Raw genomic sequence first — 22,471 nt, forward strand, 5'->3', positions numbered from 1 at the left:
TCGGCACGGTGCGTCGTCGCTACCGTGGGTGTGTGCCCTCGTACCGTCTGACCCTCGCCGTCGGCGCACTCGCGCCGGGCGTCACCCCGCCGGCCGTCCTGCCGAAGGCCGCCCGTCTGGTCGCCGAACGAGCGGTGGTCGAGGCGCAGGACGTCCGACTCCTCCGGGGAGTCCCGTGCGTCGTGGTCCGCTACGAGGCCGAGGACGACTCCGTCGCGACCGCGGTCGCCCGGCACGCCGTCGACGGTCTGCGGAGCACGGTGGAGGTCCGGTCGGACCGCGTCACCCGGCGCGACGGGGGGAGCTGGACGCCGATCGCCTGACCGCGGCGGCGGCACTCGGCACCGGCCAGACGTAGTCGAGGTCGTCCGGCGCGTCCGGGAACAGCGGACGGTAGTGCTCCCGGTCCTTCTGCACGAGCTTCGACCGGTGCGAGCGGTGCACGGCCTCGTCGGCGTTCCACGGCGGGATCGGGTAGTCGCCGCGCTCGTAGGCGGCGAAGTCCTCCGGCGACCGCTCCAGGTCGATCAGGGTCTTCGCGAGGCAGGTGTCGGCGTGCCCGCGCTCGAGCCACACCGCGCAGGTGGCGTCCTGGTAGGCCATCAGCGCCGGTCGGTACCCGCGCCACATCGCCACGACCGGGTGGTGCTGCCAGCCGTAGTCCGGCAGGGTCAGCGCACGCATCACCTGCAGGGTCTCGACGCGCTGCTTCCCGAGCCGCTTGTCGTCGAGCACCTCGGCGGAGGCGCGGAAGTCGGCGAAGGGCAGGAACGTCTGCATGCAGGGGACGGTACGCGGACCCGGCTGAGGCGACACATGTCGTCACAACCGTGCGCGGTCCGAGGGTGCGTGTGAGCATCGGAGCCATGAGCGGAGAACTCGTCGTCGGCGTGAGCGGCAGCCCATCGGACCCGTCGCGGACCTCCACCCTGGTGGCCGCCACCGTCGCCCGGCTCGGGGCGGAGATCGAGGACGCCCGCACCGTGACGGTCGAGATCGGCCCGCTGCTCGCCGACCTCGGCGCCGCGTCCGACCGCTCGGCGATGGCACCCGCGACCGTCGCCGCGCTCGAGGCCGTCGAGGCCGCTGATGTCCTGGTCGTCGGGAGCCCGGCGTTCCGTGCCGCCTACTCCGGGGCGTTCAAGCTCTTCTTCGACTGGGTCGGGCAGTACGACCTCGTCGACACACCCGTGCTCCTGACGGCCACCGGCGGCAGCGACCGGCACGCCCTGCTCGTCGAGCACCAGATGCGCCCGCTGTTCGGCTTCTTCCAGTCGACGACGCTGCCCATCGGCGTGTTCGGGAACGAGCGGGACTTCACCAAGCGCGAGGGTGGCTACGACATCTCGAGCGTCGACCTCGAGCTGCGCATCGACCAGGCCGTCCGGCGGGCGCTGCCGATCGTCCGTGGCGGCTTCGCGACGGCTGCGGCGGCTGACGTGCCGCGTCCCGCCGACTTCTGACGGCCGACGTGCCGCGTCCGCCGCCTCCTGGCCGCGGACCCGCCCTACGCGAGCAGTGACGCGAGGTGCGCGACCGCCAGGCGGTAGCCGTCGGCACCCGCGCCAGCGATGACCGCGGTGGCGGCGGTCGCGACGTGGTCGACGTGCCGGAACGGCTCGCGCTTCCAGGTGTTCGAGATGTGCACCTCGACGACGGGGACCGACAGTGCCTCCACGGCGTCGTGCAGCGCGACGGACGTGTGGGCGTAGGCCGCGGGGTTGATCACGACACCGGCGAAGTCGTCGAGCGCCTCGTGCAGCCACTCGACGAGTTCGCCCTCGCGGTTGGTCTGCCGGAACGCGATGCCGAGGCCGTGCGACGAGGCCTCCTGCCGCACGATCTCCTCGATGTCGGCGAGCGTCACCGTGCCGTACTGCTCCGGGTCGCGCCGGCCGAGGATGTCCAGGTTCGGGCCGTTGAGGACGAGGATGCGCGACTGCTCGGTCATGGGGCGAGCCTATCGGCGGCGCTGCGCTGTCCCCCGGTGCAATGGTGCATGCACTCGCTATGTGAACGGTCACACGCCGTGGCACCGCGAAAGTTGCACAACGGAACAATTCGGGTAGTGTCCCCCGGTGGGTCCGCGCGGAAGCGGGTCCACAGCACATCGACGTGGAGATTCGAACATGGTTCTCGCTGCAGCGAACAACGGGATCCAGCTCAACCTGGGCTGGGTCGACTACCTGATGATCATCGTGTACTTCGCGGTGGTCATCGGGATCGGGTTCACCGCCAGACGCCAGGTCCGCACGAGCATGGACTTCTTCCTGTCCGGTCGCTCGATGCCGGCCTGGATCACCGGTCTGGCCTTCGTCTCCGCCAACCTCGGCGCGACGGAGATCCTCGGCATGGCCGCCAACGGTGCCCAGATCGGCATGGCGACCCTGCACTACTACCTCGTCGGCGCCGTGCCGGCGATGGTGTTCCTCGGGCTCGTGATGATGCCGTTCTACTACGGCTCGAAGGTCCGCTCGGTGCCGGAGTTCATGCTCCGCCGCTTCGGCAAGGCACCGCACCTGGTGAACTCGATCGCGTTCGCGGTGTCGAACGTCCTGATCGCCGGCATCAACCTCTACGCGATGGCCATCGTCATCGAGGCGATGCTCGGCTGGCCGGAGTGGCTCGCGATCATCGTCTCCGCCGGGTTCGTGCTCGTCTACATCACCCTCGGTGGCCTCTCGAGCGCCATCTACAACGAGGTCATGCAGTTCTTCGTGATCATCGCCGGCCTCATCCCGCTGACGATCGTCGGCCTGCACCGCGTCGGCGGCTGGGGCGGCCTCAAGGAGGCGATCGTGAAGACGCAGGGCGTGCAGCACCTGCAGGCGTGGGCCGGCACCGGATTCGGTGACGTGACCAACCCGATCGGCGCCAACTGGCTCGCCATCGTGCTCGGCCTGGGCTTCGTGCTCGGCTTCGGCTACTGGACGACGAACTTCACCGAGGTGCAGCGCGCCTTCTCCGCGAAGAACATGTCCGCCGCGCGCCGGACGCCGCTCATCGCCGCGATCCCGAAGCTCTTCATCCCGTTCATCGTCGTCGTCCCCGGTCTCATCGCCGCGGCGGTCGTCGGCAACCAGTTCGCCGACGGACGACTCACCTACAACGACGCCATCCCGAAGCTCATCCAGATGTACCTGCCGACGGGTGTGCTCGGTGTCGCCGTGACGGGCCTCCTCGCGTCGTTCATGGCCGGCATGGCCGCGAACGTGTCCTCGTTCAACACCGTCTTCACGTACGACATCTGGCAGCGCTACATCAAGCCGAACATGCCCGACGTGCACTACCTGAAGACCGGACGGTGGGTCACCGTCGCCGGTGTCCTGGTGGGCATCGCCACGGCGTTCATCGCCGCGCAGGCGCAGAACATCATGACGTACATGCAGACGCTGTTCTCGTTCTTCAACGCACCGCTGTTCGCCGTGTTCATCCTCGGACTGCTGTGGAAGCGGATGACCACGCAGGGCGCGCTCTGGGGCTACGTCCTCGGCATCATCACGCCGACGATCACGTGGATCGCCTACCTGGTGAACCCGAAGCTCTTCGCCACCGGCACCGCCGAGACGCTGTACGGCGCGATCATCTCGTTCGTCACGGTGCTCGTCGTCGGCTTCGTCGTGTCGATGTTCACCAAGCCCAAGGACGAGAAGGACCTCGGCGGACTGGTCTACGGCGTCGGCAAGATCGACCTGCACGGTGACGCCGTCGCGACCGACACCGCCTGGTACCGCTCGCCCGCCCTGCTCGGCACGGTCGCCCTCGTGCTCTGCGTCGTCCTCTACCTGCCGTTCCTCTGATCCGAAGGAGATCACACCTCATGAGTGACACCACCACCGCCATGACGGACGAGCAGAAGGCCGCCCTCGTCCGCTCCACCCGACGCCTCGACCTGCGACGGATCCTCGGGGGCCTGTTCGTGCTCTACGGCGTCATCACGACGATCGTCGGGATCGTCCACTGGGACTCCGACCCGCAGAAGACCGGCGGCATCCACATCAACCTCTGGGTCGGGCTGTCGATGCTCGCCGGCGGGCTCCTCTTCTTCCTCTGGGACCGGCTCGCTCCCGTCCCCGCGGAGGACATCATCGGCCAGGCCGAGGCCGAGGAGCACCAGAAGGCCGCCGGCGAGGGACGCGAGGCTGCCTGAGGCGCGCTGCCGCGACACCCCGGCGGAAGTCCGCCCGCCCTGTCGGTACACCCCGGCGGACTCGATGCGACATGGTCGCTGTCGTACGACAGCGACCAAGTCGCATGTTCGCGGCGGGACATCGCGCGCGTGCAAGGAGCGACAGTGCTGCTGTCGTACGACGCCGACATGGTCGCTCCGGGTCGGCCTGGAGGCTCGGCTCGCCTCCGCCACGGAGGCTGCCTGGCATGACGGTGCCGGCCGGTAGCATTCCGGCATGATGCACCAGGGGGAGTCCAGGCCCGAGCCGAGCGCGACCGAGCACCCGGTCCCGAGCTGGGCCGTCGGGCTCTTCGTCGTGCTCGCATTCGGGGGAGCGTGGGCGGTGGCGCTGCCGATGTGGCTGTCCGGCAGGGGACTCGGTACGCCGTTCGCGACGGTCGTCATCATCGGGATGATGTTCACCCCGTTCGCCTCGGCGGTGATCGTGCTCACACTGCTCGGACGTCGACGTCCGAGACCGGTCCTGCGCTTCCTCGGTGTGTGGCCCCTCCGTCCGGTGCGCCGCACGGTGTGGACGACCGTCGCCGCCTACCTGGGCGGCGTGCTCTTCCCCGTCGCGGCCGTCGCCGTCGCCGTGCTCGCGGGGTGGTTCCCGGTCGACTTCGTCCACTTCTCCGGCTTCCACGACGTCCTCGTGGCGTCGGGCCTCCGGGAGCTCCCGATGCCGATCGGCGTCCTCGTCGCACTGCAGCTCGCGCAGATCCCGTTCCTGTCCGCGTTCAACGCGTTCGTGACGATCGGCGAGGAGATCGGGTGGCGCGGCTTCCTCGTGCCGGCGCTCCAGCGGTACGGCACCGGGGTCGCGCTGCTCGGCTCCGGCGTCGTCTGGGGTGTCTGGCACGCGCCGATCATCCTGCTCGGGTACGACTTCGGCCGGACGGACTGGCTCGGTGTCGTGTTCATGGTCGTCGCCTGCGTGCTCCTCGGCGTCGTCCTCGGGTGGCTGCGCATCCGGACGGGTTCGGTGTGGCCCGCGGTGTTCGCGCACGCCGGGGTGAACGGCGCCGTCGGCGTCGGTGCCGTGCTCGTGACGTCCGGGGTCGACGTCGTCGACGTCGCGCGCAGCCCGCTCGGCTTCGGAGGATGGATCGTCCTGGCGCTGGTCATCGCGGTGCTCGCGGGGACCGGAGCGTTCCGACGGCGTGACATGCATACCCCCTAGGGGTACGGTGGGCGCAATGGACGAGCGGCACGAACACCACCAGGGCACCACCGTCGACGAGCACGCACACCACGAGCACGCGCCCGACGGGACGCATGACCACGCGCACCACGAGGACCACGAGCCGGGCCCCGGTGCGCAGGGACACAGCGGGCACGGCCACACCGCGCACGGCCACACGGGTCACGACGCGCACGCGGGCCACGGCGCGCACGGACACGACGCGCACGCGGGCCACGGCGGACACGGCGACCACGCGGCGATGTTCCGTGACCGGTTCTGGTGGAGCCTCGTCCTCGCGGTCCCGGTCGTGGCGTTCAGCAGGATGTTCGCCGACATCCTGCACTACCCGCTGCCGGACGCCGCCTGGGCCGGCTGGGTCTCTCCGGTGCTCGGCACGGTGCTATTCCTCTACGGCGGCTGGCCCTTCCTGACCGGCGGTTGGTCCGAGGCGCGCACCCGACGCCCCGGGATGATGCTCCTCATCGGCATGGCGATCGTCGTGGCGTTCGTCGCGTCGTGGACCACCAGCCTCGGCCTGTTCGGGCTCGACCTCGACTTCTGGTGGGAGCTCGGGCTCCTCATCGTCATCATGCTGCTCGGCCACTGGATCGAGATGCGGGCGATGGGTGTCGCGTCCAGTGCCCTCGACGCGCTCGCCGCCCTGCTGCCCGACGAGGCAGAGGTGGTCGACGACCAGGGCGAGGTGTCCCGGGTACCGGTGTCGAGCCTCCAGGTCGGGCAGACGGTGGTGGTCCGCCCCGGTGCCCGCGTGCCGGCGGACGGCGACGTCGTCGACGGCCGCGCCCAGGTCGACGAGTCGATGATCACGGGGGAGTCCGCTGCCGTTGACCGGGATGTCGGCGACCGCGTCGTCGCCGGGACCGTGGCGACCGACAGCTCGATCCGGGTGCGGATCACCGCCACCGGTGACGACACCGCGCTGTCCGGCATCCAGCGGATGGTGGCCGAGGCGCAGTCCTCGTCGTCGCGGACCCAGGTCCTCGCCGACCGGGCTGCCGGGCTGCTCTTCTTCTTCGCGACCGGCGCCGCGGTGGTCACGTTCGTGGTGTGGCTGCTGCTCGGCGATGTCGACCAGGCGATCACCCGCACCGTCACCGTGCTCATCATCGCCTGCCCGCACGCTCTCGGACTGGCGATCCCGCTCGTCGTGGCGATCTCGACGGAGCGCGCCGCGAAGGCGGGCATCCTCGTCAAGGACCGGCTGGCGCTCGAGCGCATGCGCGGCGTCGACACCGTCGTCTTCGACAAGACGGGAACGCTCACGACCGGCAGGCCGCAGGTCGTCGACACCGTCGGGGACGACGCCGTGCTCGGGCTCGCCGCCGCGGCGGAACGGGACAGTGAGCACCCGGTCGCGCGGGCGATCGTCAGCGCGGCCTCGGAGCGCGGGATCGCGGTCCCGGACGGCGTCACCGACATCGCCTCGGCGCCGGGGCGGGGCGTCCGAGCCTCGATCGACGGGCATCGCGTCGAGGTCGGCGGCCCGGCGATGCTGCGCGACGCCGGTGCCACCATGCCCGAGGAATTCGGTTCCGCGGTCGACGGCTGGCGTGCCGACGGGGCGGCCGTGATCGTCGCGGTCGTCGACGGCACGGTCCGGGCCGCGTTCGCGGTGCGCGACGCCGTCCGCCCGGAGTCGGCCGAGGCCGTCCGGGCACTCCACGACCGCGGGATCCGCGTGGCCATGGTCACCGGGGACGCCCAGCAGGTCGCCGACGCCGTCGCGCGGGAGCTCGGGATCGACGAGGTCCGCGCCGAGGTGCTCCCCGAGGACAAGGACAGCGAGGTCGCGCGGCTGCAGGGCTCCGGCGCCGTGGTCGCGATGGTCGGCGACGGCGTGAACGACGCCCCCGCCCTCGCTCGGGCTGACGTCGGCATCGCGATCGGCGCCGGGACCGACGTCGCCGTGCAGAGCGCCGGGGTGGTGCTCGCCTCGAACGACCCACGACGGGTGCTCACCGTGATCGACCTGTCCCGTGCGACCTACCGGAAGATGGTGCAGAACCTCGTCTGGGCCACCGGCTACAACGTGCTGTCGGTGCCCCTCGCGGCCGGTGTGCTCGCGGGTGTCGGGTTCGTGTTGTCCCCGGCGGTCGGCGCGGTGCTGATGAGCCTGTCGACCGTGATCGTCAGCCTGAACGCCCAGCTCCTGCGGCGCTTCCGCGCCTGACCGCGCGGCGTCTGTGTAGGCCGTCGGCCCGTCCCTCGTCGAGATGCCGCAATTGCGGCACCTCGACGACGCGAATCGGCGAGTCGCGGAACCCCGACGCACCATGAACGGCGAGTCGCGGAACCCCGAGCGGAGGTCGCGTCGACGATGCGCTCACGGTGTCCCACGGATCGGCCAGGATGGGGACGTGACAGATCTCGTGATCGGGGACGACGGACTCGCCCGTCCCGCATGGGCCTCGACCGACCCGATGCTCCGGGACTACTACGACACCGAGTGGGGCATGCCCGTCCGAGACGAGCGCGGCGTGTTCGAACGGCTCTCGCTCGAGGCGTTCCAGTCCGGTCTGTCGTGGCGCACCATCCTGGCCAAGCGCCCGGCCTTCCGCGCCGCCTTCGCCGACTTCGACCCCGACGTCGTCGCGGGCTTCGGCGAGGACGACGTCGCGCGGCTGATGGCCGACGCCGGCATCGTCCGCAACCGAGCGAAGATCCTGGCGACGATCACCAACGCCACCGCGACGATCGCCCTCCGGGACGACGGCGGCCTGGCCGACTTCGTCTGGTCCTTCCGGCCGGAGTCAACGCCGGAACCGAGGACGTTCGCCGAGATCCCGACGACGAGCGCCGAGTCCGTCGCCCTGTCGAAGGCCCTGCGGAAGCGCGGCTTCGCGTTCGTCGGACCGACGACGATGTTCGCGCTGATGGAGGCGCTCGGCATCGTCGACACGCACCTCGTCGGCAGCCATCGCCGTGGGACCTCGGGCGTCTGGATCTGAACCGCGCCGACCGGGCCACGAGCAGGGACGGGCGCACGCCCCGGGGGCGGCCTGCCGGACCCGAGGGTCTAGGGTCGCGACCATGACGCTCGACCACCCGGAGCGCGACCCCGACGGGGTCCGGATCGCGTTCCTGCTCTTCCCCGGACTCACGCAGCTCGACCTCACCGGCCCGGCCCAGGTGCTCACCCGCGTCCCCGGTGCCCGCGTGGAGTACGTCGCCGCGACGCTCGACCCGGTGCAGAGCGACTGTGGCCTGGCACTCGTGCCGACGGTCACGATCGCGGAGGCTGCACCGGCGGACGTCCTCGTCGTCCCGGGCGGCGAGGGCGCGTTCGACGCGATGCTCGACGGCGCGGTCGTCGGGTTCGTCCGACGCCAGGCCGAGAGTGCCACCTGGGTCACCTCGGTGTGCACCGGGGCGTTCGTCCTCGGTGCCGCCGGGCTCCTCGCCGGCAAGCGGGCCACCACGCACTGGGCCTCGACGCCGATGCTCGCCGCGTTCGGTGCCACGCCCGTGGACGAGCGCATCGTCACCGACGGCGCCGTGGTCACCGCAGCGGGAGTGAGCGCCGGGATCGACATGGCGCTGTGGCTCGCCGCGGAACTCGCCGGCCGCCCGGCCGCCGAGCGGATCCAGCTCCAGATCGAGTACGACCCGCAGCCGCCGTTCGACGCCGGATCCGCGACCCGCGCCGACGCCCGCGTCGTCGCCGACGCACGCGCCGCAGCCGAGGACTCCCGCGGCGACCGGGTCGCGCGCGCCGCAGCAGCCGTCATCGGCTGACGCGGAGCACCGCAGAGCGGCTGCGGGGTCAGTCCAAGGGCAGCTTCATCTGCACGGCGGTCACGCCGTACCCGAGCTGCTCGTACAGTTCCTTGGCGCCGGTGTTGTACCCGAAGACGTTGAGCCCGATGCTCGTCGCCCCCTCCTGCTTCGCGATCGCCTGCCCGAGCTCGAGTGCACGACGCGCGTGTCCGCGCCGGCGGAACGCCTCGTCGATCTCGACGTCGAAGACCCACCAGTCCGAGCCACCCTGCTCGAACGGCCCGATCCACAGGTAGCCCACGACCGCGTCGTCGCCGTCCACGACGTCCCACACGTGGTGCTCGTCGAGCGGTCGGCCGCTCGGGAACCACTGGTCGAGTGACTTCTGCTTGTTCGCCTCGGCCTGCTCGCGGGTCTCGCCCGCCCGGATCCTGGCCTCGACGTACTCCGCCATGGACCTCGCAAGCCAGGACGGGAGGCTCGTGGCCGGCATCTCCCGCAGGCGCGTGTCCGTCATCGGTTCCCCTTCGACCCTCGGCTCGGCTTGCCCCGCATCCGACCGCGCCCGGGCTTCGGGGCCTTGCCGCTGTTGGAGCCCTTGCCGCTGCCCGACTTCGCGCCGCCCGGCGACTTCGCCTTGGCCTTGCCGCCGACGGCGGCCTTGCCGGCCGCAGCGGCCTTGGAGCCCCCACGGGGCGGGCGGGCGTCGTCGTCGCCGGCGCGATCCGGGCCTCCCGGCTGGTCCGGCTGGCTCCGGGAGCTGTTGGCGGTGCGCCCGCGGACCACACCGATGAACTCCGCCGTCAGGTCCGAGGCGTCCTCGTCACGCCAGACGAGTGCGATGCGCGTCCCGGGGGAGTCGACCAGCGTCCTGGCGACGAGGTCCTTGCGGCTCGCCTTGCGGAACAGCGACTGCGGCAGCACGGCCACGCCGATCCCCGTCTCGACCAGGTCGAGCGTGCCGTCCACGTCAGCGGGGACGGGCCCGGCGTCGATGACGTGCACGTCGGCCAGGTCGGCGAGCGTGATCTCGGTCGCGTCGGCGAGCGTGGAGTCCTTCGGCGTCGCCACCACGGCGGTCTCGGTCCAGAGTGGGATCGCGTTGTGGGCTTCGGTGACGGGCATCCGGGCGAAGACCATGTCGACGTCCTCGGCCAGGGCGGCGTCGACGTCGGGCGAGCCGATCGGGCGGAGCACCAGCTCCACGGTGGGGAAGCGCTCCCGCCAGACGCGGGCCCACTTCGCCGGGGACACCCCCGGGACGAAGGCGATGGTGAGTGCCGCGGTCATGCAACCGAGCATAGGGGCCGTACCCTTGTCAGCATGGCGCAGGAACAGACGATGAAGCCCGAGACGGCAGCGAAGAAGCTCGGCATCCTGCTGTCGGCCGCTCCGGAGTCCTTCCGCGAGGCGCCCGTCACGCGGACCGCCTTCGAGGAGCTCCGGACCCAGCCGCCGACGTGGCTCGAGGAACTCCGTCGTGACGGACCGCACCCGCGCCCGGTCGTCGCGCAGAAGCTCGGCGTCTCGATCTCCGGGCTCAGCCGTTCCGGCATCGACGAACCACTGACGACGGCGCAGATCAAGGACCTGCTCGTCGAGAAGCCCGAGTGGCTCGTGCAGGAGCGCGCCACGCAGGCGGCCGTGCACGCCGAGAACGCCCGCGTGAAGCAGGAGCGTGCCGCGCGCGCCGCTGCCCAGCAGGACTGACCTCCGCCCAGGACGCCCCTCCCCGCCCGGGACCGACCCCGCCCAGGACCGCCAGTGCACGAGACCGTCGCCGACGCCATGCTCGTCGTGCCGCAGTTCGCGTCGGTGTGCTGCATCGTCGGGGACCGCTACCGGCCGCGGCCCGGGGTGATCGTGCCGGCCGCGGTCATGCTCGTGGCGATGGTGATGCCCGTCGTGCACGCCGGAGCGGTGTGGACGCTGCTCGCGGCGACGGTGCTGCTGCTCCTCGCCCCGCTGCCGGTGATGCGCCGCCGTCGTGCGGACGGACGCCGAGCCGAGCCCATGGACGTGCACCGGGCGCTGTCGTCGGTCGTCATGGCCGGCATGCTCCTGATGGGGCACGCCACGGGGATCGCCGACGCCCACGCGGGGCACGGGATCGCGCTGACGGCGGTGCTCGGCGGTGGGGTGATCGGGTACTGCGCGTTCAGCGGGTGGTTGCTCCGGTACGAGTGGGCGCGCGAGGACCGGCGGGCCGTGCGGAGCGGCGAGGTGTTCGCGATGACGGTTGCCGTCATCGGCATGACGCTCGCGATGTAGCGGGCACGGTGCGGGTCGGCGGCTGGTGCCGAGGGTGGCCTGCGCACGGTGCGGGGTTGGCGGCTGGTGCCGGGTGCGGCCTGCGCACGGTGCGGGGTTGGCGGCCGGTGCCGGGGGCAGCCTGCGCACGGTGCGCGGTTGGCGGCGCCGTGCCGGGGGCGGCCTGCGCACGGTGCGGGGTTGGCGGCTGGTGCCGGGGGCGGCCTGCGCACGGTGCGCGGTTGGCGGCGCCGTGCCGGGTTCGGTCCCGCGCACGGTGCGGAGTTGGCGGCCGGTGCGGAGTTGGCCGCGCCGTGCGAGGAAACAGCCCCGCACCGAGCCGTCGAAGCCGCACCATGCACGGAGCCGTCGGGCCGCACCACGCACGGAGCCGTCAGGGCCGCACCAGGCACGGGGCCGCGAGGCCGCACGACCCGGGGGAGCGCCACGTGCGGGCGGCGACGTCCGCGTTACGGTGGTGCTGTGTCCGACCGATCCGTCCGCCGCTCCGACCCAGCGCCCCGCCTCGACGAGGTCGACGAGCGCATCCTCTGGACGCTCGCGGCCGACGCCAGGATGCCGAACAACCGGCTCGCCGCCGCGGTGGGCATCGCCCCGTCGACGTGCCTCGCACGGGTCCGCGCCCTCGAGGACGCCGGGGTCATCCGCGGCTACCGCGCTGTGGTCGACGTCGCGCGGCTCGGGTTCTCGATCGAGGCGATGGTCTCCGTCCGCGTGCACGCCGCGGCCCGGCACGAGCTCCGGGACTTCGCGAAACGGCTGCTGCGGGTGCCCGTCGTGCTCGACGTGTCGTTCCTCGCGGGCGACAAGGACTTCCTCGTGCACATCGCGTGCACGTCCACCGAGCAGCTGCGGGACTTCGTCGCCGACGAGCTCAGTGGGGACCCGTCGGTGGCGACGACGCAGACGAACATCGTCTTCGAGCGCCTGGTCGCGGACCGGGAGCGCCAGGGACGCTCGTACGACGAGCTCCGTCGTTGGCGGGCCTGACCCCGACGACCCGGTCGTGCGGCCGCGCCGGGCCAACCCGGCCGGGCCGGGCCAACCCGGCCGCGCCGGGCCAACCCGGCCGGGCCGGGCCTGCCCGGGCGGAGCGGGTCAGCGCATACGGGTCATCGGGATGTGCGGGATCGCGTCCTCGGTGTAGGCGTCCCCGGAGCGCACGAACCCGAACCGGCCGTACCAGTCCTCGAGGTGCGCCTGCGCCCCGAGGACGACGACGGGTGAGCGCGTCTCGGCGATCGCCGCCTCCATGAGCTGCGCACCGAGCCCCGTGCCGCGAGCGTGTGCCGCCGTCACGACGCGGCCGATGCGCTCGGTGCCGTCCGGCTCGCGGAGGAGTCGCAGCGTGGCGTCCACGCGACCCTCGCCCGCCCAGAACTGCACGGTGCCGGGTTCGAGGTCGCGGCCGTCGATGTCGGCGTACGCGGCGCCCTGTTCGACGACGAACACGTCCTGTCGGAGCCGGAGGATCTCGTGCAGCGTGACGACGTCGAGGTTCCGGGTGGGGGCGCTGAAGAGCGAGGCCATGCTTCTTTCCTGACGATTGCTTGAGAAAGGGCTTCCGCGACCGCCCCGAGAGGCGTAGCGTGCCGGTCAACCACTCTACGTGCGCAGCCAGATCAGGAGGTGAGCGCATGGACACGCCGTTGCGCGCACCCTGGCGCGCGGGCATCCGGTACGCCCTGATGGGCACCGGTGTCAGCGCCGCCGCTGTGCTGCTGTCGTTGACGTTCGGGACGCACTCCGCGTCCGCAGCCGAGGCCACCCCGGCACCGCAGGGCGTCGTCAGTGGCCTCGTCCAGGGCGTCGGCAGCACCGTGCACGGAGTGGCGGACGGCGTCGGACAGACGCTCGGCGCGGTGACCGCCCCGGTGCAGCGCGCAGTCACCCCACCGCCGGCACCGGCAGCACCCGCAGCACCGGCACCCGCTCCTGCGGTTCCCGCCCCGGCACCGGCCGCACCCCCGGTGCACGTCCCGGCTCCGGCAGCGCCGGCTCCCGCGGCACCCAGCCACTCGGCTCCGGCACCCGCGCCGGCAACCGCGACCCCCGGGGCGTCGACCCCCGCTCCGGCCACGTCGCCGTCGAGCAGCCCGGCGCCCACCACAGGAGCGCCGACCACGACGGCGCCCGCCCCAGCCGCGGCGCCGACCACCGCCGCCGCCCCGGCGGAGGCGACCACGGCCTCCCGTCCGCTCACCGACGCTGTGGTCACGGTCCTCCGTCCCGTGACCGGGACCGTGCAGGGTCTGACCGACGCGCGTCCGCTGACCACCGTGGTGGGGGCCCTCGACCACGTCACCGGAGCCCTGCCCGTCCTGGGCACCGTGCTCGGCGACGACACGCTCGGCACCGTGACCGCTCCGGTCACCGGCCTGGCGGACGACACCCTCGGTGGCGTCGGCGGTGTCGTCGGCAGCCTCCCCGGCGTCGTCTCCGACCTGCCCGGTTCCGTCGGGACCCCCCTGCCTGGAGGCTCGGTGCCGCTCCCGGGGACGACCCTGCCTCCGGTGGACACGAGCGGTCCGCACCGTCCCGCTGGCGGAACGACCGTGACCGGTTCGGGCGGGTCGCTCGGCGGCGCCGCCACGGCCGGCCAGGACGGAACCGCCGTGACCGTCGACGGATCGGCCGCCCAGCAGCCGACCTCCGCAACCGCGTCAGCGGTGACGACCGAGCGCGCGTCGTCCGCTCGCACCGCAGCGACGCTCGCCGGCGTGACGACCTCGTCCTCCGCCTCCCTCGGCGGTGCCGCGCTGCTCGTGCCCGAGGGGCACGACGGCCAGGACGCCCCGCTCGGCGGCTCCGGCTCCGGACTCGTCGGAGGCACCACGAACGCCGGGTCCGCCGGCGCCGGTGTCGTCGGCACGGTCGGCTCCGACGCCGACCAGGACCCCCTCGCCGCGGGCTCCCGCGGCACGATCGCCGACGACGCCGTCCCCGCGTCGCTCACCGGCGACCACGACGTCGCCCCTGATTGAGGTCGGCGCACCTGTCCATCAGGCAGGAAGCGCCACCCGACCGTGACCGCGGTCGGGACGACATCTCGATCAGGAGCAGAAACCATGAACAAGTACGTCTCGAGAGGGCTCTGGTTCGCCCTCTTCGTCGGCGGCCTGACGGTCGGAGGGGCCACCGCGGCGAACGCGGCGACCACCACCGGGGCCGACGGCATCGCCGCAGGATCCCAGGTCGCGCCGTCGATCAGCGCGCCCGTCACGGCCGTCGGCAACGCCCTCGGCGTGGTCGGCGACGCGGTCTCCTCGGCAGCTCCGGCCGCCGCGCCGGCCCCCGCCGCGAACCCGGCCTCGTCGTCGGTGCCGGCTCCGGCCCCCGCCGCGCCGACGACCTCCGGAGCCGACGGCATCGCCTCCGGGACCCAGGTGGTCCCCGAGGTCACGGCCCCCGTGGCGGTCGGCGGCAACGCCGTCGCCGCGCTCGGCGACGCGGTGGCGGCCCCGGCTGCCGCACCGACGCCCGCTCCGGCTGCAGCGCCGGCAGCGGCACCCGCTCCGGCTGCCGCGCCGACCACGTCGGGCTCGGACGGCATCGCCTCCGGCACCCAGGTCGCCGGCACCGTGAGCGCCCCGGTCACCGCGACCGGCAACGCGATCGGCGTCGTCGGTGATGCGGTGTCGACGACGGCTCCGGCGCCCTCGTCCACCCCGGCGACCGGTTCGGGCACGGCGCCCGCAGCCGCCCCGGCCCCGACCACCACCGGCGCTGACGGCGTGGCCTCCGGGACGCAGGTGGCACCCGTGGTGCAGCTGCCGATCACGGTGTCCGGCAACGGCATCGGCGTGCTCGGCGACGGCACCTCGGCGGGGTCCACCGCGGCCGCTCCGGCTCCGGCCGGGTCGACCACCGCAGGAGGGACCACCTCCGGTGCGGACGGGATCGCCTCGGGCACGCAGGTGTCTCCGGTGGTCTCCGTGCCCGTCACGGTCTCCGGCAACGGCATCGGGCTCCTCGGGGACGGCGCGTCGTCCGGGTCGGCGACTGCGGGCGGTCAGGGCTCGCAGCCGACGTCCGGTCCGACGGGCGCAACCACCTCCGGGACCGACGGAGAGCTGTCCGGGACGCAGGTCCTGCCGGTGATCGGTCTGCCGGTCACGATCGGCGGGAACGGCATCGGCGTCATCGGTGACGGCACCAGCACGGGCTCGACCGTGACGACGCCCGCAACCGGTGGCTCCACGGCCGGCGGCTCCACGGCCGGCGCGACCGGGGCGTCCACCTCGGGCACGGACGGGATCGCGTCCGGCACCCAGGTCGTGCCGATCGTGTCCGTGCCGGTCACCATCGGCGGGAACGGCATCGGCGTCATCGGTGACGGCACCAGCACGGGCTCGACCGTGACGACGCCCGCCACCGGTGGCTCGTCCTCCGGGGCGACCACGTCGGGCGCCGGCGGCCTGCTGTCGGGCACCCAGATCCTGCCGGTCATCGACCTGCCGATCACCATCGGCGGGAACGGCATCGGCATCATCGGTGACGGCACCAGCACCGGCAGCACCACGACCCCCGGCAACGGTGGGTCGAACCCCGGTGGTGGGACGGACCCGGGCAACGGTGGGTCGAACCCCGGTGGTGGGACGGACCCGGGCAACGGTGGGTCGAACCCCGGTGACGGGACCGACCCCGGCACCGGCACGACGCCGATCGGCAACGGCGGTTCTGTCGTCGTCCCCGGCTCCGTGACGACCGTGGGCACGACCGGCTCCGCCCGCGTCGCGACCGCAGCCGTCGCGACCGAGGCGATCGCGACCCAGCCGGTCGCCGCGTCCGGCTCGTCGACCCCTTCGGCGCTCGCCTACACGGGTGCGTCGTCGCAGCTGCTGCCGGCGGCACTCGCACTGCTGCTCCTCCTGCTGGGAGGACTGGTGCTCGTGCTCCGACGCCGCGCCTGACACAGCACGGTGACACAGTGACCCTGCGGGGTACCGGCACCCGGTACCCCGCAGGGTCGTGCCCGCCCTCCGCCCCGCGCGGTCGTTGCGTCCATCTCCCACCGTCGTTGCGTCCTGGAAGGACTCTGGACAGACGCTGGAAGTGCCTCATGGCGATGCTGTGAGGAGCGGAAGCGGTTCGGCAGGCGCGGACGAGTCCAGCAGCGGCACGATGAACCTGTGTTCTCCTCGCTCCTCCACACGTCGATCGTCACCCCGCGCGTGCTCGTCCCGGTCGACGTCCTCGCGATCCTGCTCTCGCTGTGGGCGCTCGTCGGCCCGCTCCGTCGGCAGACCGGTCGCGGCATCGCGTCGAGGGGGTCGGGGCGCGTCGCCCTCGCGATCCGCGCCGCGGCGCTCGTCGTGGGTGCCGCCGTCGGCCTGCTCGCGGTCTGGTGGTTCGGGGACGTCCGCGACGTGTTCGGCGTCGCCTTCACCTCCGTCACGCGGATGTGGGTCGCGTTCGCCTTCGCGGCGATCGCGATGTGCATCGTCGTGCTCGTGCAGGGCGGGTGGGGACGGCGTGCGGTGGCCGTCGCCGCGGCGGCCGCGGTCGCGCTCGCGGCGGGACTCGGGATCAACGTGGACTTCGGCGCCTACAAGAACATCGACCAGGCCATCGTGACGAACCCCTACCCGTCCGGCTCCCTCGGTCACCAGCACGCCGTCACCGCGGGGACGGCGGTCGTCGACCCGGCCGACTGGTCAGCACCGGCCGGCATGCCGTCGCACGGCAGGACCCTGTCGGTCCGGATCCCCGGCACGGTGTCGCACTTCCACGCCAGGAAGGCGGTCGTGTACCTCCCACCGGCGGCGCTCACGGCAGACCCACCGACGCTCCCAGTCCTCGTGTCGCTCTCCGGGCAGCCGGGGCAGCCGTCCGACATGTTCGAGGCCGGTCAGCTCGGTCGGTACCTCGACCACTACGCGGCGGCCCACCACGGGCTCGCGCCGATCGTCGTCTCCCCTGACCAACTCGGCGCGCCGAACCGCAACCCGATGTGCGTGGACTCACGGCAGCTCGGGCGCAGCGCCACCTACGTCATGACCGACACGGCGCGCTGGATCACGGACCACCTCGACGTCGCGTCGACGCCCGGGTCGTGGGGCATCACCGGCTTCTCCGAGGGAGCGACCTGCGCGATGCAGTTCTCGACCGCGCACCCCGACGTCTTCGGCTCCGTGCTCGCGGTGTCGAGCGAGCCCGGGCCGCGGAACGGCTCGATCGCACACACGATCGCCGCCGGGTTCGGCGGATCGAAGGCGGCGTACGAGGCCGCCATGCCCGTCGCGATCATGCACCGCAACGCCCCGTACCACGACCACCTCACGGTCTTCGGGTACGGCTCCGACGACGCGCCGTACAAGGCAACGGCCCAGGTCCTGCACTCGGCAGCGGAGAATGCCGACATGCAGACGTCCGTCATCGTGTCGCCGGGGTCCGCGCACGACTGGAACACCGTCCGGTACGTCCTCTCCCACGGACTCCCGACGGTCATCGCGCACATGGGACTGCCGGCATCGCAGGGGTCGCTGTGAAGGCGCTCTCCCGCCGGGGGCTCGGCAGCGTGCTCGGGCTCGTCCGGCGCTACCCCGTCACGGGCGTCGTCGTGCTGCTCGTCCTGGTCACCTCGGTCATCGGCATCGTCGTGCGTGTCGAGCACCGGATGCACGGCGCCCCGCAACTCGGTCCGCTGGGGATCTTCGCGGCCTCGACCGGCGTGGTGGCGCTGCTCACCACGATCGCCGGCGTCGTCGTGCTGGTCGGTGCCTCCGAGCGCCTGATGGGGGCATGGCGGACCGCGGTCGCCTTCGTCGTGACGACCGTGGTCGGCACCGGGCTCGGCGCGCTGAGCGCGTTCGTCGACCTCGACGGCCGGAACGCCGGGGCCCTCGTGCTCGGCCGTGCCACCGCGTTCGACCCCTGGACGGCAGTCGTCGGCACCATCGTCACGGCGAGCGCCTTCGCCGGTCCACTGTGGCGTCGCCGCATCCGTGTCGACGCCGTCGCCGTCGTCGCGGCGCTGTTCCTCTACGCGGGGCACGCGTCCGACCTCTACGCGGTGCTCGCCGCCGGCGCCGGATGGCTGCTCGGCGAGGTCCTCCGGGACACCCCGAAGCGCACCGGGTGGACCCGCAGCTCACACCGGGAGACGCGCGTGCTGCTCGGCACGGTCGTGCTCGTCTCCGCGATCGGTCCCGTGATCGCGCTGGTCTCCCGGGCGCGCGTGGGGATCCTCGCGCCGATCGCAGCGGTCGTCGGTGCCAGCCCGGTCCAACCGGTCGCCGGGTGTCACGCCGACGGCGTCGCGGGGCAGTGCCTCAAGGGCCTCCTCGACTACCGCGCGACCGACCCGTGGACCCTGCTGCTCGCGGTCCCGCCGCTCCTGGTGCTCGCCGTCGGCGGTCTCGGGCTCTTCCGCGGCAGTCGGTTCGCGGTGTGGCTCGTCGTGGTGGCCGACGTCGTGACCGCGATCGCCGCCGCCGTGACGTACGGGGCGGTCCCCGGCCGGGTCCAGCGGATCCACGGCGGCGAGGACCAGTTCGTCGTCACGCTGTCGATCATCGCCTCCGTGCTGGTGCCGCTCGCCACCGCGACGGTGCTCGTCCTGCTCCGCAGGTCGTTCACGGTCGTGCCGTCCCGTCGTCGTGTCGTCCGGTTCGCCGGCATCGTGGCGCTCGCCGTCGGCGTGGTCGTCACGGTGCTGCTGGTCGTCGCGGACGCGTCCCCGACCCGGGTGTCCGACCCCCTCCGCCTGCTCGTCGCGGCACTCGGCCCGATCGCCCCGATCACCGTCATCGAGCACCTGACCACACTCGACCCGGCGCTGCGGGTGTCGCTCGGCCTCGCCGGCCCGCTGCTGTGGCTCGTCGTCGCGATCGCGGCGATCGGACCGACCGGCGCAGCGCGGGCGGACGCCGACTCCGAGGAGGTCCGGCACGACCGGGACCGCGCCCGCGCGCTCCTGATCGCCGGCGGCGGCGACACGTTCGGCTGGATGACCACGTGGCAGGGCAACGCGTACTGGTTCGCCGAGGACGGACGCGCCGGCGTGGCCTACCGCCGGAACGGGACGGTCGCGGTCACCGTCGGCGGTCCCTTCGGCTACCCGGACGCCCGGCCGGACGCGCTCGTGGCGTTCGCGCGGCACTGCGACGACAACGGGTGGACGCCGGTCTTCTACGGCGTCGACGCCGAGGTCGCCGGGACGCTGACCGCGGTCGGCTGGCGGACCCTCCCGGTCGCGCAGGACGCGGACTTCGACCCGAGGACCTGGACGACGAGCGGCAAGCGGAAGCAGGACGTCCGCACCGCCGTCAACAAGGCCCGTCGCGACGGACTGACCGCGACGTGGTCGAGCTGGCAGGACCTGCCCCCGGCGACGATCCGGCAGATCGAGGCGATCTCCGAGGAGTGGGTCGCCGAGCGCGAGCTACCGGAGATGGGGTTCACCCTGGGTGGCGTCGACGAGATGCGGGACCCGGCCGTCCGCACCCTCGTCGCGCAGGACGCCGAGGGCACCGTGCTCGCCGTCACGAGCTGGCTGCCCTCCTTCCGCGAGGGCCGGGTGGTCGGCTGGACGCTCGACGTGATGCGCCGGACCGACGCGGCGCCGAACGGCGTGATGGAGTTCCTCGTCGCGAGCGCAGCGGACCAGATGCGCGCGGACGGCGTCGAGCGGCTCAGCCTGTCGGCGGCACCGCTCGCCCAGGCCCCCGGTGCCGAGTCCGAGCCCGGGCAGGACCTGCTCGACCTCGTCGGCGGCGTCCTCGAGCCGGTGTACGGCTTCCGGTCGCTCCTGCGGTTCAAGCTGAAGTTCGGACCGGACCTGCACGCGCTGGCGCTGGCCTTCCCGGACCCGGTCGCACTGCCCGCGATCGGCATCGCGGTGGTCCGCGCGTACCTGCCGGACCTGTCGCTCCGCCACGCGGTGGCCCTCGCCCGCGGGCGGGGCTGATCGATGACGGCCGATGACGCCTCCGGTGCGACGGCACGGCGGCTGGGGTATCGTTCGGGGTACGCAAGCGCTCCGGGGTCGGTGCAAGTCCGAACCGGTGGTGACAGTCCACGAACTGACGACGGGTGCGAACCCGACAGAGGTTGACCCGGTGGGATTCCGGGACCGACGGTGAGAGTCCGGATGGGAGGCGCGCTGGCGGCGACGACGCGACCACCCTCGGTGGCCGCGCGGTGCCGTCGATGCCGACGACCGCACGAACACCCCGGAGTCCCGTTGAGAGGACACCAGTGTTCACCGGCATCATCGAGGAACTCGGCACCGTCACCGCCGTCGAGCCCAGAGGCGACTCCGTCGCGCTCACCATCCGCGGCCCACTCGTCGTCGCCGACGCGCGACACGGCGACTCGATCGCCACGAGCGGCGTGTGCCTGACGGTCGTCGAGCAGACCCCCGACACCTTCACCGCGTTCGTGATGAAGCAGACGCTCGACATGAGCGCCCACGGAGCGCTCCGTGTGGGGGACCCGGTGAACCTCGAGCGCGCGGCCTCCGTCGGCGACCGGCTCGGCGGCCACATCGTCCAGGGCCACGTCGACGGCACTGCGCAGGTCCTCGAGACCGGGGACGGGGACGGGTGGCGTCGGGTCCGGTTCAGCCTGCCCCCGGAGCTCAGCCCCCTCGTCGTCGACAAGGGCTCGGTCGCACTCGACGGCGTCTCGCTCACCGTCAGCGCGGTGTCGCCGGAGACCACGGCCCCGGCTGACGCGTGGTTCGAGGTCAGCCTGATCCCGGAGACCCTCGCCGCGACGACGCTCGGCGACCGCGTGGCCGGTGACCGGGTCAACGTCGAGACCGACGTCCTCGCCCGGCACGTCCGACGCATGCTCCGACTCGACGCGGCGGCGGCGCAGACCGTCCAGGAGGCCCGGTGATGGGCACCGAGACCCGGCACCCCGCCGACGTGACCGGTCCAGGGCCGGTGACCACGGCCTCCAGTCGGACCGCCCCGTCCACGGCCCCCGGCCTGGCCACGGTCGAGGCGGCCGTGGCCGCCATCGCCGCCGGTCGCCCGGTGATCGTCGCCGACGACGAGTCCCGCGAGAACGAGGGCGACGTCGTCCTGGCGGCGGAGCTCGCGAGCCCGGAGTGGATCGCCTGGACCGTGGCGCACTCGTCCGGCTTCATCTGCGCGCCCGTCAGCGCCGCGATCGCCGATGCGCTCGACCTGCCTCCGATGGTCGCCCACAACGAGGACGTCCGCGGGACGGCCTACACGGTGACGGTGGACGCCGCCGTCGGGGTCACCACCGGCATCAGCGCGCACGACCGCGCACGCACGCTCCGGGTCCTCGCCGACCCGGCGTCCGTCCGCGACGACCTGCACCGACCCGGACACGTCGTGCCGCTGCGCGCGCGACCTGGTGGCGTCCGCGAACGCGCTGGTCACACCGAAGCAGCGATCGACCTCGTCACCGCAGCGGGCCTGCGACCGGCGGCGGCGATCTGCGAGATCGTCGACGAGGACGGCAGCATGATGCGGCTGCCGCGACTCGTCGCACTCGGGGCGCGCGAGGGCGTGCCCGTCATCACCATCGCCGCGCTCGCCGACTGGCTGGACGCGGCAGACCGGGCGGCGGCCGACGCCGCGCCCACGGAAGGGACCACACGATGAGCGGAGCAGGCGCGGCGGACCGCGACCAGGTCGACGGCAGCGGCATCCGGGTGGCGATCGTCGCCGGCCAGTGGCACGACACGATCGCGGCGGGACTCCTCGCCGGGGCGCAGCGCGAGGTCGAGCGGCTCGGCGCCGAGGCCACCGTGCTGCCGGTGCCCGGGAGCTTCGAACTGCCGGTCGTCGCGAAGACCGCCCTCGAGAACGGCTTCGACGCGGCGGTGGCGCTCGGCGTCATCATCCGCGGTGGCACACCGCACTTCGAGTACGTGTCCGACGCGGCGACCAGCGGCCTGACGCGCGTCGCGATCGACACCGGCAAGCCCGTCGGCTTCGGCGTCCTCACCCTCGACGACGAACAGCAGGGCATCGACCGGGCCGGGCTGCCCGGCTCGAAGGAGGACAAGGGGGCGGAAGCGGCGCACGCCGCGATCGCCACCGCCGTGGTGCTGCGCGACCTGCGCGGCGCGACCGTCACCGCCTGACCGGCACCGAGCCTCCAGGCCGGACCGGCGAGCG

The 22,471-nt window shown here is 72.9% G+C and carries 23 protein-coding genes and 1 riboswitch; of the genes, 18 read left to right on the forward strand and 5 right to left on the reverse strand.

The window, feature by feature from the left end; genetic code table 11:
- The first annotated feature begins 32 nt into the window (after positions 1 to 32).
- Positions 33 to 323, forward strand: coding sequence for a hypothetical protein (locus tag FS641_RS09935; RefSeq protein ID WP_144763315.1), 291 nt, complete (start codon positions 33 to 35; stop codon positions 321 to 323).
- On the opposite strand, the gene FS641_RS09940 is transcribed toward FS641_RS09935, so the two are convergent.
- Positions 283 to 780: an MSMEG_6728 family protein gene (locus FS641_RS09940; protein WP_144763317.1), complete on the reverse strand. Its 498-nt coding sequence runs from the start codon at positions 778 to 780 to the stop codon at positions 283 to 285. The two genes, FS641_RS09935 and FS641_RS09940, sit on opposite strands and share 41 nt — an antisense overlap.
- Before the next feature lie 86 nt (positions 781 to 866).
- Between FS641_RS09940 and FS641_RS09945 the strand changes: the two genes are divergently transcribed.
- Positions 867 to 1,463 carry an NAD(P)H-dependent oxidoreductase gene (locus tag FS641_RS09945; protein ID WP_144763319.1) on the forward strand — a complete coding sequence of 199 codons (597 nt, stop codon included), beginning with the start codon at positions 867 to 869 and terminating at the stop codon, positions 1,461 to 1,463.
- 44 nt (positions 1,464 to 1,507) lie between these two features.
- Here the strand turns inward: FS641_RS09945 and aroQ are convergent, their stop codons facing one another.
- Positions 1,508 to 1,951, reverse strand: a complete 444-nt coding sequence (gene aroQ, locus FS641_RS09950; RefSeq protein ID WP_144763321.1) for a type II 3-dehydroquinate dehydratase — start codon at positions 1,949 to 1,951, stop codon at positions 1,508 to 1,510.
- A gap of 178 nt (positions 1,952 to 2,129) precedes the next feature.
- Between aroQ and FS641_RS09955 the strand changes: the two genes are divergently transcribed.
- From FS641_RS09955 to FS641_RS09980, 6 genes are all read left to right on the forward strand, one after another.
- The gene (locus tag FS641_RS09955; RefSeq protein ID WP_144763323.1) at positions 2,130 to 3,800 is read left to right on the forward strand and encodes a sodium:solute symporter family protein; all 1,671 of its coding nucleotides are present in this window, start codon (positions 2,130 to 2,132) and stop codon (positions 3,798 to 3,800) included.
- 20 nt (positions 3,801 to 3,820) lie between these two features.
- A complete protein-coding gene (locus FS641_RS09960; protein WP_222122081.1) occupies positions 3,821 to 4,150 on the forward strand; it encodes a hypothetical protein in 330 nt (109 codons plus the stop codon).
- Between the two features lie 256 nt (positions 4,151 to 4,406).
- Positions 4,407 to 5,354: a CPBP family intramembrane glutamic endopeptidase gene (locus tag FS641_RS09965; protein WP_144763325.1), complete on the forward strand. Its 948-nt coding sequence runs from the start codon at positions 4,407 to 4,409 to the stop codon at positions 5,352 to 5,354.
- A 16-nt stretch (positions 5,355 to 5,370) separates the two neighbouring features.
- On the forward strand, positions 5,371 to 7,548 hold the full coding sequence (locus tag FS641_RS09970; RefSeq protein ID WP_144763327.1) for a copper-translocating P-type ATPase: 2,178 nt from the start codon (positions 5,371 to 5,373) through the stop codon (positions 7,546 to 7,548).
- Positions 7,549 to 7,735: 187 nt separating this feature from the next.
- Positions 7,736 to 8,326, forward strand: a complete 591-nt coding sequence (locus tag FS641_RS09975; protein WP_260855772.1) for a DNA-3-methyladenine glycosylase I — start codon at positions 7,736 to 7,738, stop codon at positions 8,324 to 8,326.
- 82 nt (positions 8,327 to 8,408) lie between these two features.
- On the forward strand, positions 8,409 to 9,113 hold the full coding sequence (locus tag FS641_RS09980; RefSeq protein ID WP_144763331.1) for a DJ-1/PfpI family protein: 705 nt from the start codon (positions 8,409 to 8,411) through the stop codon (positions 9,111 to 9,113).
- Between the two features lie 28 nt (positions 9,114 to 9,141).
- Here the strand turns inward: FS641_RS09980 and FS641_RS09985 are convergent, their stop codons facing one another.
- Positions 9,142 to 9,612 (reverse strand): N-acetyltransferase, encoded by a 471-nt coding sequence (locus FS641_RS09985; protein WP_144763333.1) that lies wholly within the window; start codon positions 9,610 to 9,612, stop codon positions 9,142 to 9,144.
- Positions 9,609 to 10,385, reverse strand: a complete 777-nt coding sequence (locus tag FS641_RS09990) for a LysR family transcriptional regulator substrate-binding protein (RefSeq protein ID WP_186317686.1) — start codon at positions 10,383 to 10,385, stop codon at positions 9,609 to 9,611. Before FS641_RS09990 ends, FS641_RS09985 begins: the two co-directional genes overlap by 4 nt.
- 33 nt (positions 10,386 to 10,418) lie before the next feature.
- Between FS641_RS09990 and FS641_RS09995 the strand changes: the two genes are divergently transcribed.
- From FS641_RS09995 to FS641_RS10005, 3 genes are all read left to right on the forward strand, one after another.
- Entirely contained in the window at positions 10,419 to 10,805 is a 387-nt protein-coding gene (locus FS641_RS09995; RefSeq protein ID WP_144763337.1) for a DUF5997 family protein, read from the forward strand.
- Between the two features lie 54 nt (positions 10,806 to 10,859).
- Positions 10,860 to 11,366 (forward strand): hypothetical protein, encoded by a 507-nt coding sequence (locus FS641_RS10000; RefSeq protein WP_144763339.1) that lies wholly within the window; start codon positions 10,860 to 10,862, stop codon positions 11,364 to 11,366.
- A gap of 462 nt (positions 11,367 to 11,828) precedes the next feature.
- Positions 11,829 to 12,356: an Lrp/AsnC family transcriptional regulator gene (locus FS641_RS10005; RefSeq protein ID WP_144763341.1), complete on the forward strand. Its 528-nt coding sequence runs from the start codon at positions 11,829 to 11,831 to the stop codon at positions 12,354 to 12,356.
- Positions 12,357 to 12,464: 108 nt separating this feature from the next.
- On the opposite strand, the gene FS641_RS10010 is transcribed toward FS641_RS10005, so the two are convergent.
- A complete protein-coding gene (locus tag FS641_RS10010) occupies positions 12,465 to 12,896 on the reverse strand; it encodes a GNAT family N-acetyltransferase (protein WP_144763343.1) in 432 nt (143 codons plus the stop codon).
- Positions 12,897 to 13,003: 107 nt separating this feature from the next.
- Between FS641_RS10010 and FS641_RS10015 the strand changes: the two genes are divergently transcribed.
- The 7 genes from FS641_RS10015 to ribH all read left to right on the forward strand — a co-directional run bounded on the left by FS641_RS10015 (position 13,004) and on the right by ribH (position 22,437).
- Positions 13,004 to 14,350 (forward strand): hypothetical protein, encoded by a 1,347-nt coding sequence (locus FS641_RS10015; RefSeq protein WP_144763345.1) that lies wholly within the window; start codon positions 13,004 to 13,006, stop codon positions 14,348 to 14,350.
- 84 nt (positions 14,351 to 14,434) lie between these two features.
- Entirely contained in the window at positions 14,435 to 16,279 is a 1,845-nt protein-coding gene (locus FS641_RS10020) for a hypothetical protein (RefSeq protein WP_144763347.1), read from the forward strand.
- 219 nt (positions 16,280 to 16,498) lie between these two features.
- Positions 16,499 to 17,857, forward strand: a complete 1,359-nt coding sequence (locus FS641_RS10025) for an esterase family protein (protein ID WP_260855773.1) — start codon at positions 16,499 to 16,501, stop codon at positions 17,855 to 17,857.
- On the forward strand, positions 17,854 to 20,277 hold the full coding sequence (locus tag FS641_RS10030; protein WP_144763350.1) for a bifunctional lysylphosphatidylglycerol flippase/synthetase MprF: 2,424 nt from the start codon (positions 17,854 to 17,856) through the stop codon (positions 20,275 to 20,277). Before FS641_RS10025 ends, FS641_RS10030 begins: the two co-directional genes overlap by 4 nt.
- Positions 20,278 to 20,341: 64 nt before the next feature.
- Positions 20,342 to 20,476: riboswitch (FMN riboswitch) on the forward strand.
- A gap of 91 nt (positions 20,477 to 20,567) precedes the next feature.
- Positions 20,568 to 21,212, forward strand: a complete 645-nt coding sequence (locus FS641_RS10035) for a riboflavin synthase (protein ID WP_144763352.1) — start codon at positions 20,568 to 20,570, stop codon at positions 21,210 to 21,212.
- The gene (gene ribB, locus FS641_RS10040; RefSeq protein WP_313957798.1) at positions 21,212 to 21,952 is read left to right on the forward strand and encodes a 3,4-dihydroxy-2-butanone-4-phosphate synthase; all 741 of its coding nucleotides are present in this window, start codon (positions 21,212 to 21,214) and stop codon (positions 21,950 to 21,952) included. The genes FS641_RS10035 and ribB overlap by 1 nt, the downstream gene beginning before the upstream one ends.
- Positions 21,949 to 22,437, forward strand: coding sequence for a 6,7-dimethyl-8-ribityllumazine synthase (ribH, locus tag FS641_RS10045; protein WP_144763353.1), 489 nt, complete (start codon positions 21,949 to 21,951; stop codon positions 22,435 to 22,437). Before ribB ends, ribH begins: the two co-directional genes overlap by 4 nt.
- Positions 22,438 to 22,471 lie beyond the last annotated feature (34 nt).

It is taken from the genome of Curtobacterium sp. 9128 (genome assembly GCF_007673775.1).
GTDB lineage: Bacteria > Actinomycetota > Actinomycetes > Actinomycetales > Microbacteriaceae > Curtobacterium.

Bases quoted from the DNA above. Each gene is read 5' to 3' on its own strand.
- FS641_RS09960 (WP_222122081.1), top strand. From the start codon at position 3,821: ATGAGTGACACCACCACCGCCATGACGGACGAGCAGAAGGCCGCCCTC.
- FS641_RS09985 (WP_144763333.1), bottom strand. From the start codon at position 9,612: ATGACGGACACGCGCCTGCGGGAGATGCCGGCCACGAGCCTCCCGTCC.
- FS641_RS10020 (WP_144763347.1), top strand. From the start codon at position 14,435: ATGAACAAGTACGTCTCGAGAGGGCTCTGGTTCGCCCTCTTCGTCGGC.
- FS641_RS09940 (WP_144763317.1), bottom strand. From the start codon at position 780: ATGCAGACGTTCCTGCCCTTCGCCGACTTCCGCGCCTCCGCCGAGGTG.
- FS641_RS09970 (WP_144763327.1), top strand. From the start codon at position 5,371: ATGGACGAGCGGCACGAACACCACCAGGGCACCACCGTCGACGAGCAC.
- FS641_RS09990 (WP_186317686.1), bottom strand. From the start codon at position 10,385: ATGACCGCGGCACTCACCATCGCCTTCGTCCCGGGGGTGTCCCCGGCG.
- FS641_RS09965 (WP_144763325.1), top strand. From the start codon at position 4,407: ATGATGCACCAGGGGGAGTCCAGGCCCGAGCCGAGCGCGACCGAGCAC.
- FS641_RS09995 (WP_144763337.1), top strand. From the start codon at position 10,419: ATGGCGCAGGAACAGACGATGAAGCCCGAGACGGCAGCGAAGAAGCTC.
- aroQ (WP_144763321.1), bottom strand. From the start codon at position 1,951: ATGACCGAGCAGTCGCGCATCCTCGTCCTCAACGGCCCGAACCTGGAC.
- FS641_RS10010 (WP_144763343.1), bottom strand. From the start codon at position 12,896: ATGGCCTCGCTCTTCAGCGCCCCCACCCGGAACCTCGACGTCGTCACG.
- FS641_RS09945 (WP_144763319.1), top strand. From the start codon at position 867: ATGAGCGGAGAACTCGTCGTCGGCGTGAGCGGCAGCCCATCGGACCCG.
- FS641_RS09980 (WP_144763331.1), top strand. From the start codon at position 8,409: ATGACGCTCGACCACCCGGAGCGCGACCCCGACGGGGTCCGGATCGCG.
- FS641_RS10015 (WP_144763345.1), top strand. From the start codon at position 13,004: ATGGACACGCCGTTGCGCGCACCCTGGCGCGCGGGCATCCGGTACGCC.
- FS641_RS09955 (WP_144763323.1), top strand. From the start codon at position 2,130: ATGGTTCTCGCTGCAGCGAACAACGGGATCCAGCTCAACCTGGGCTGG.
- ribB (WP_313957798.1), top strand. From the start codon at position 21,212: ATGGGCACCGAGACCCGGCACCCCGCCGACGTGACCGGTCCAGGGCCG.
- ribH (WP_144763353.1), top strand. From the start codon at position 21,949: ATGAGCGGAGCAGGCGCGGCGGACCGCGACCAGGTCGACGGCAGCGGC.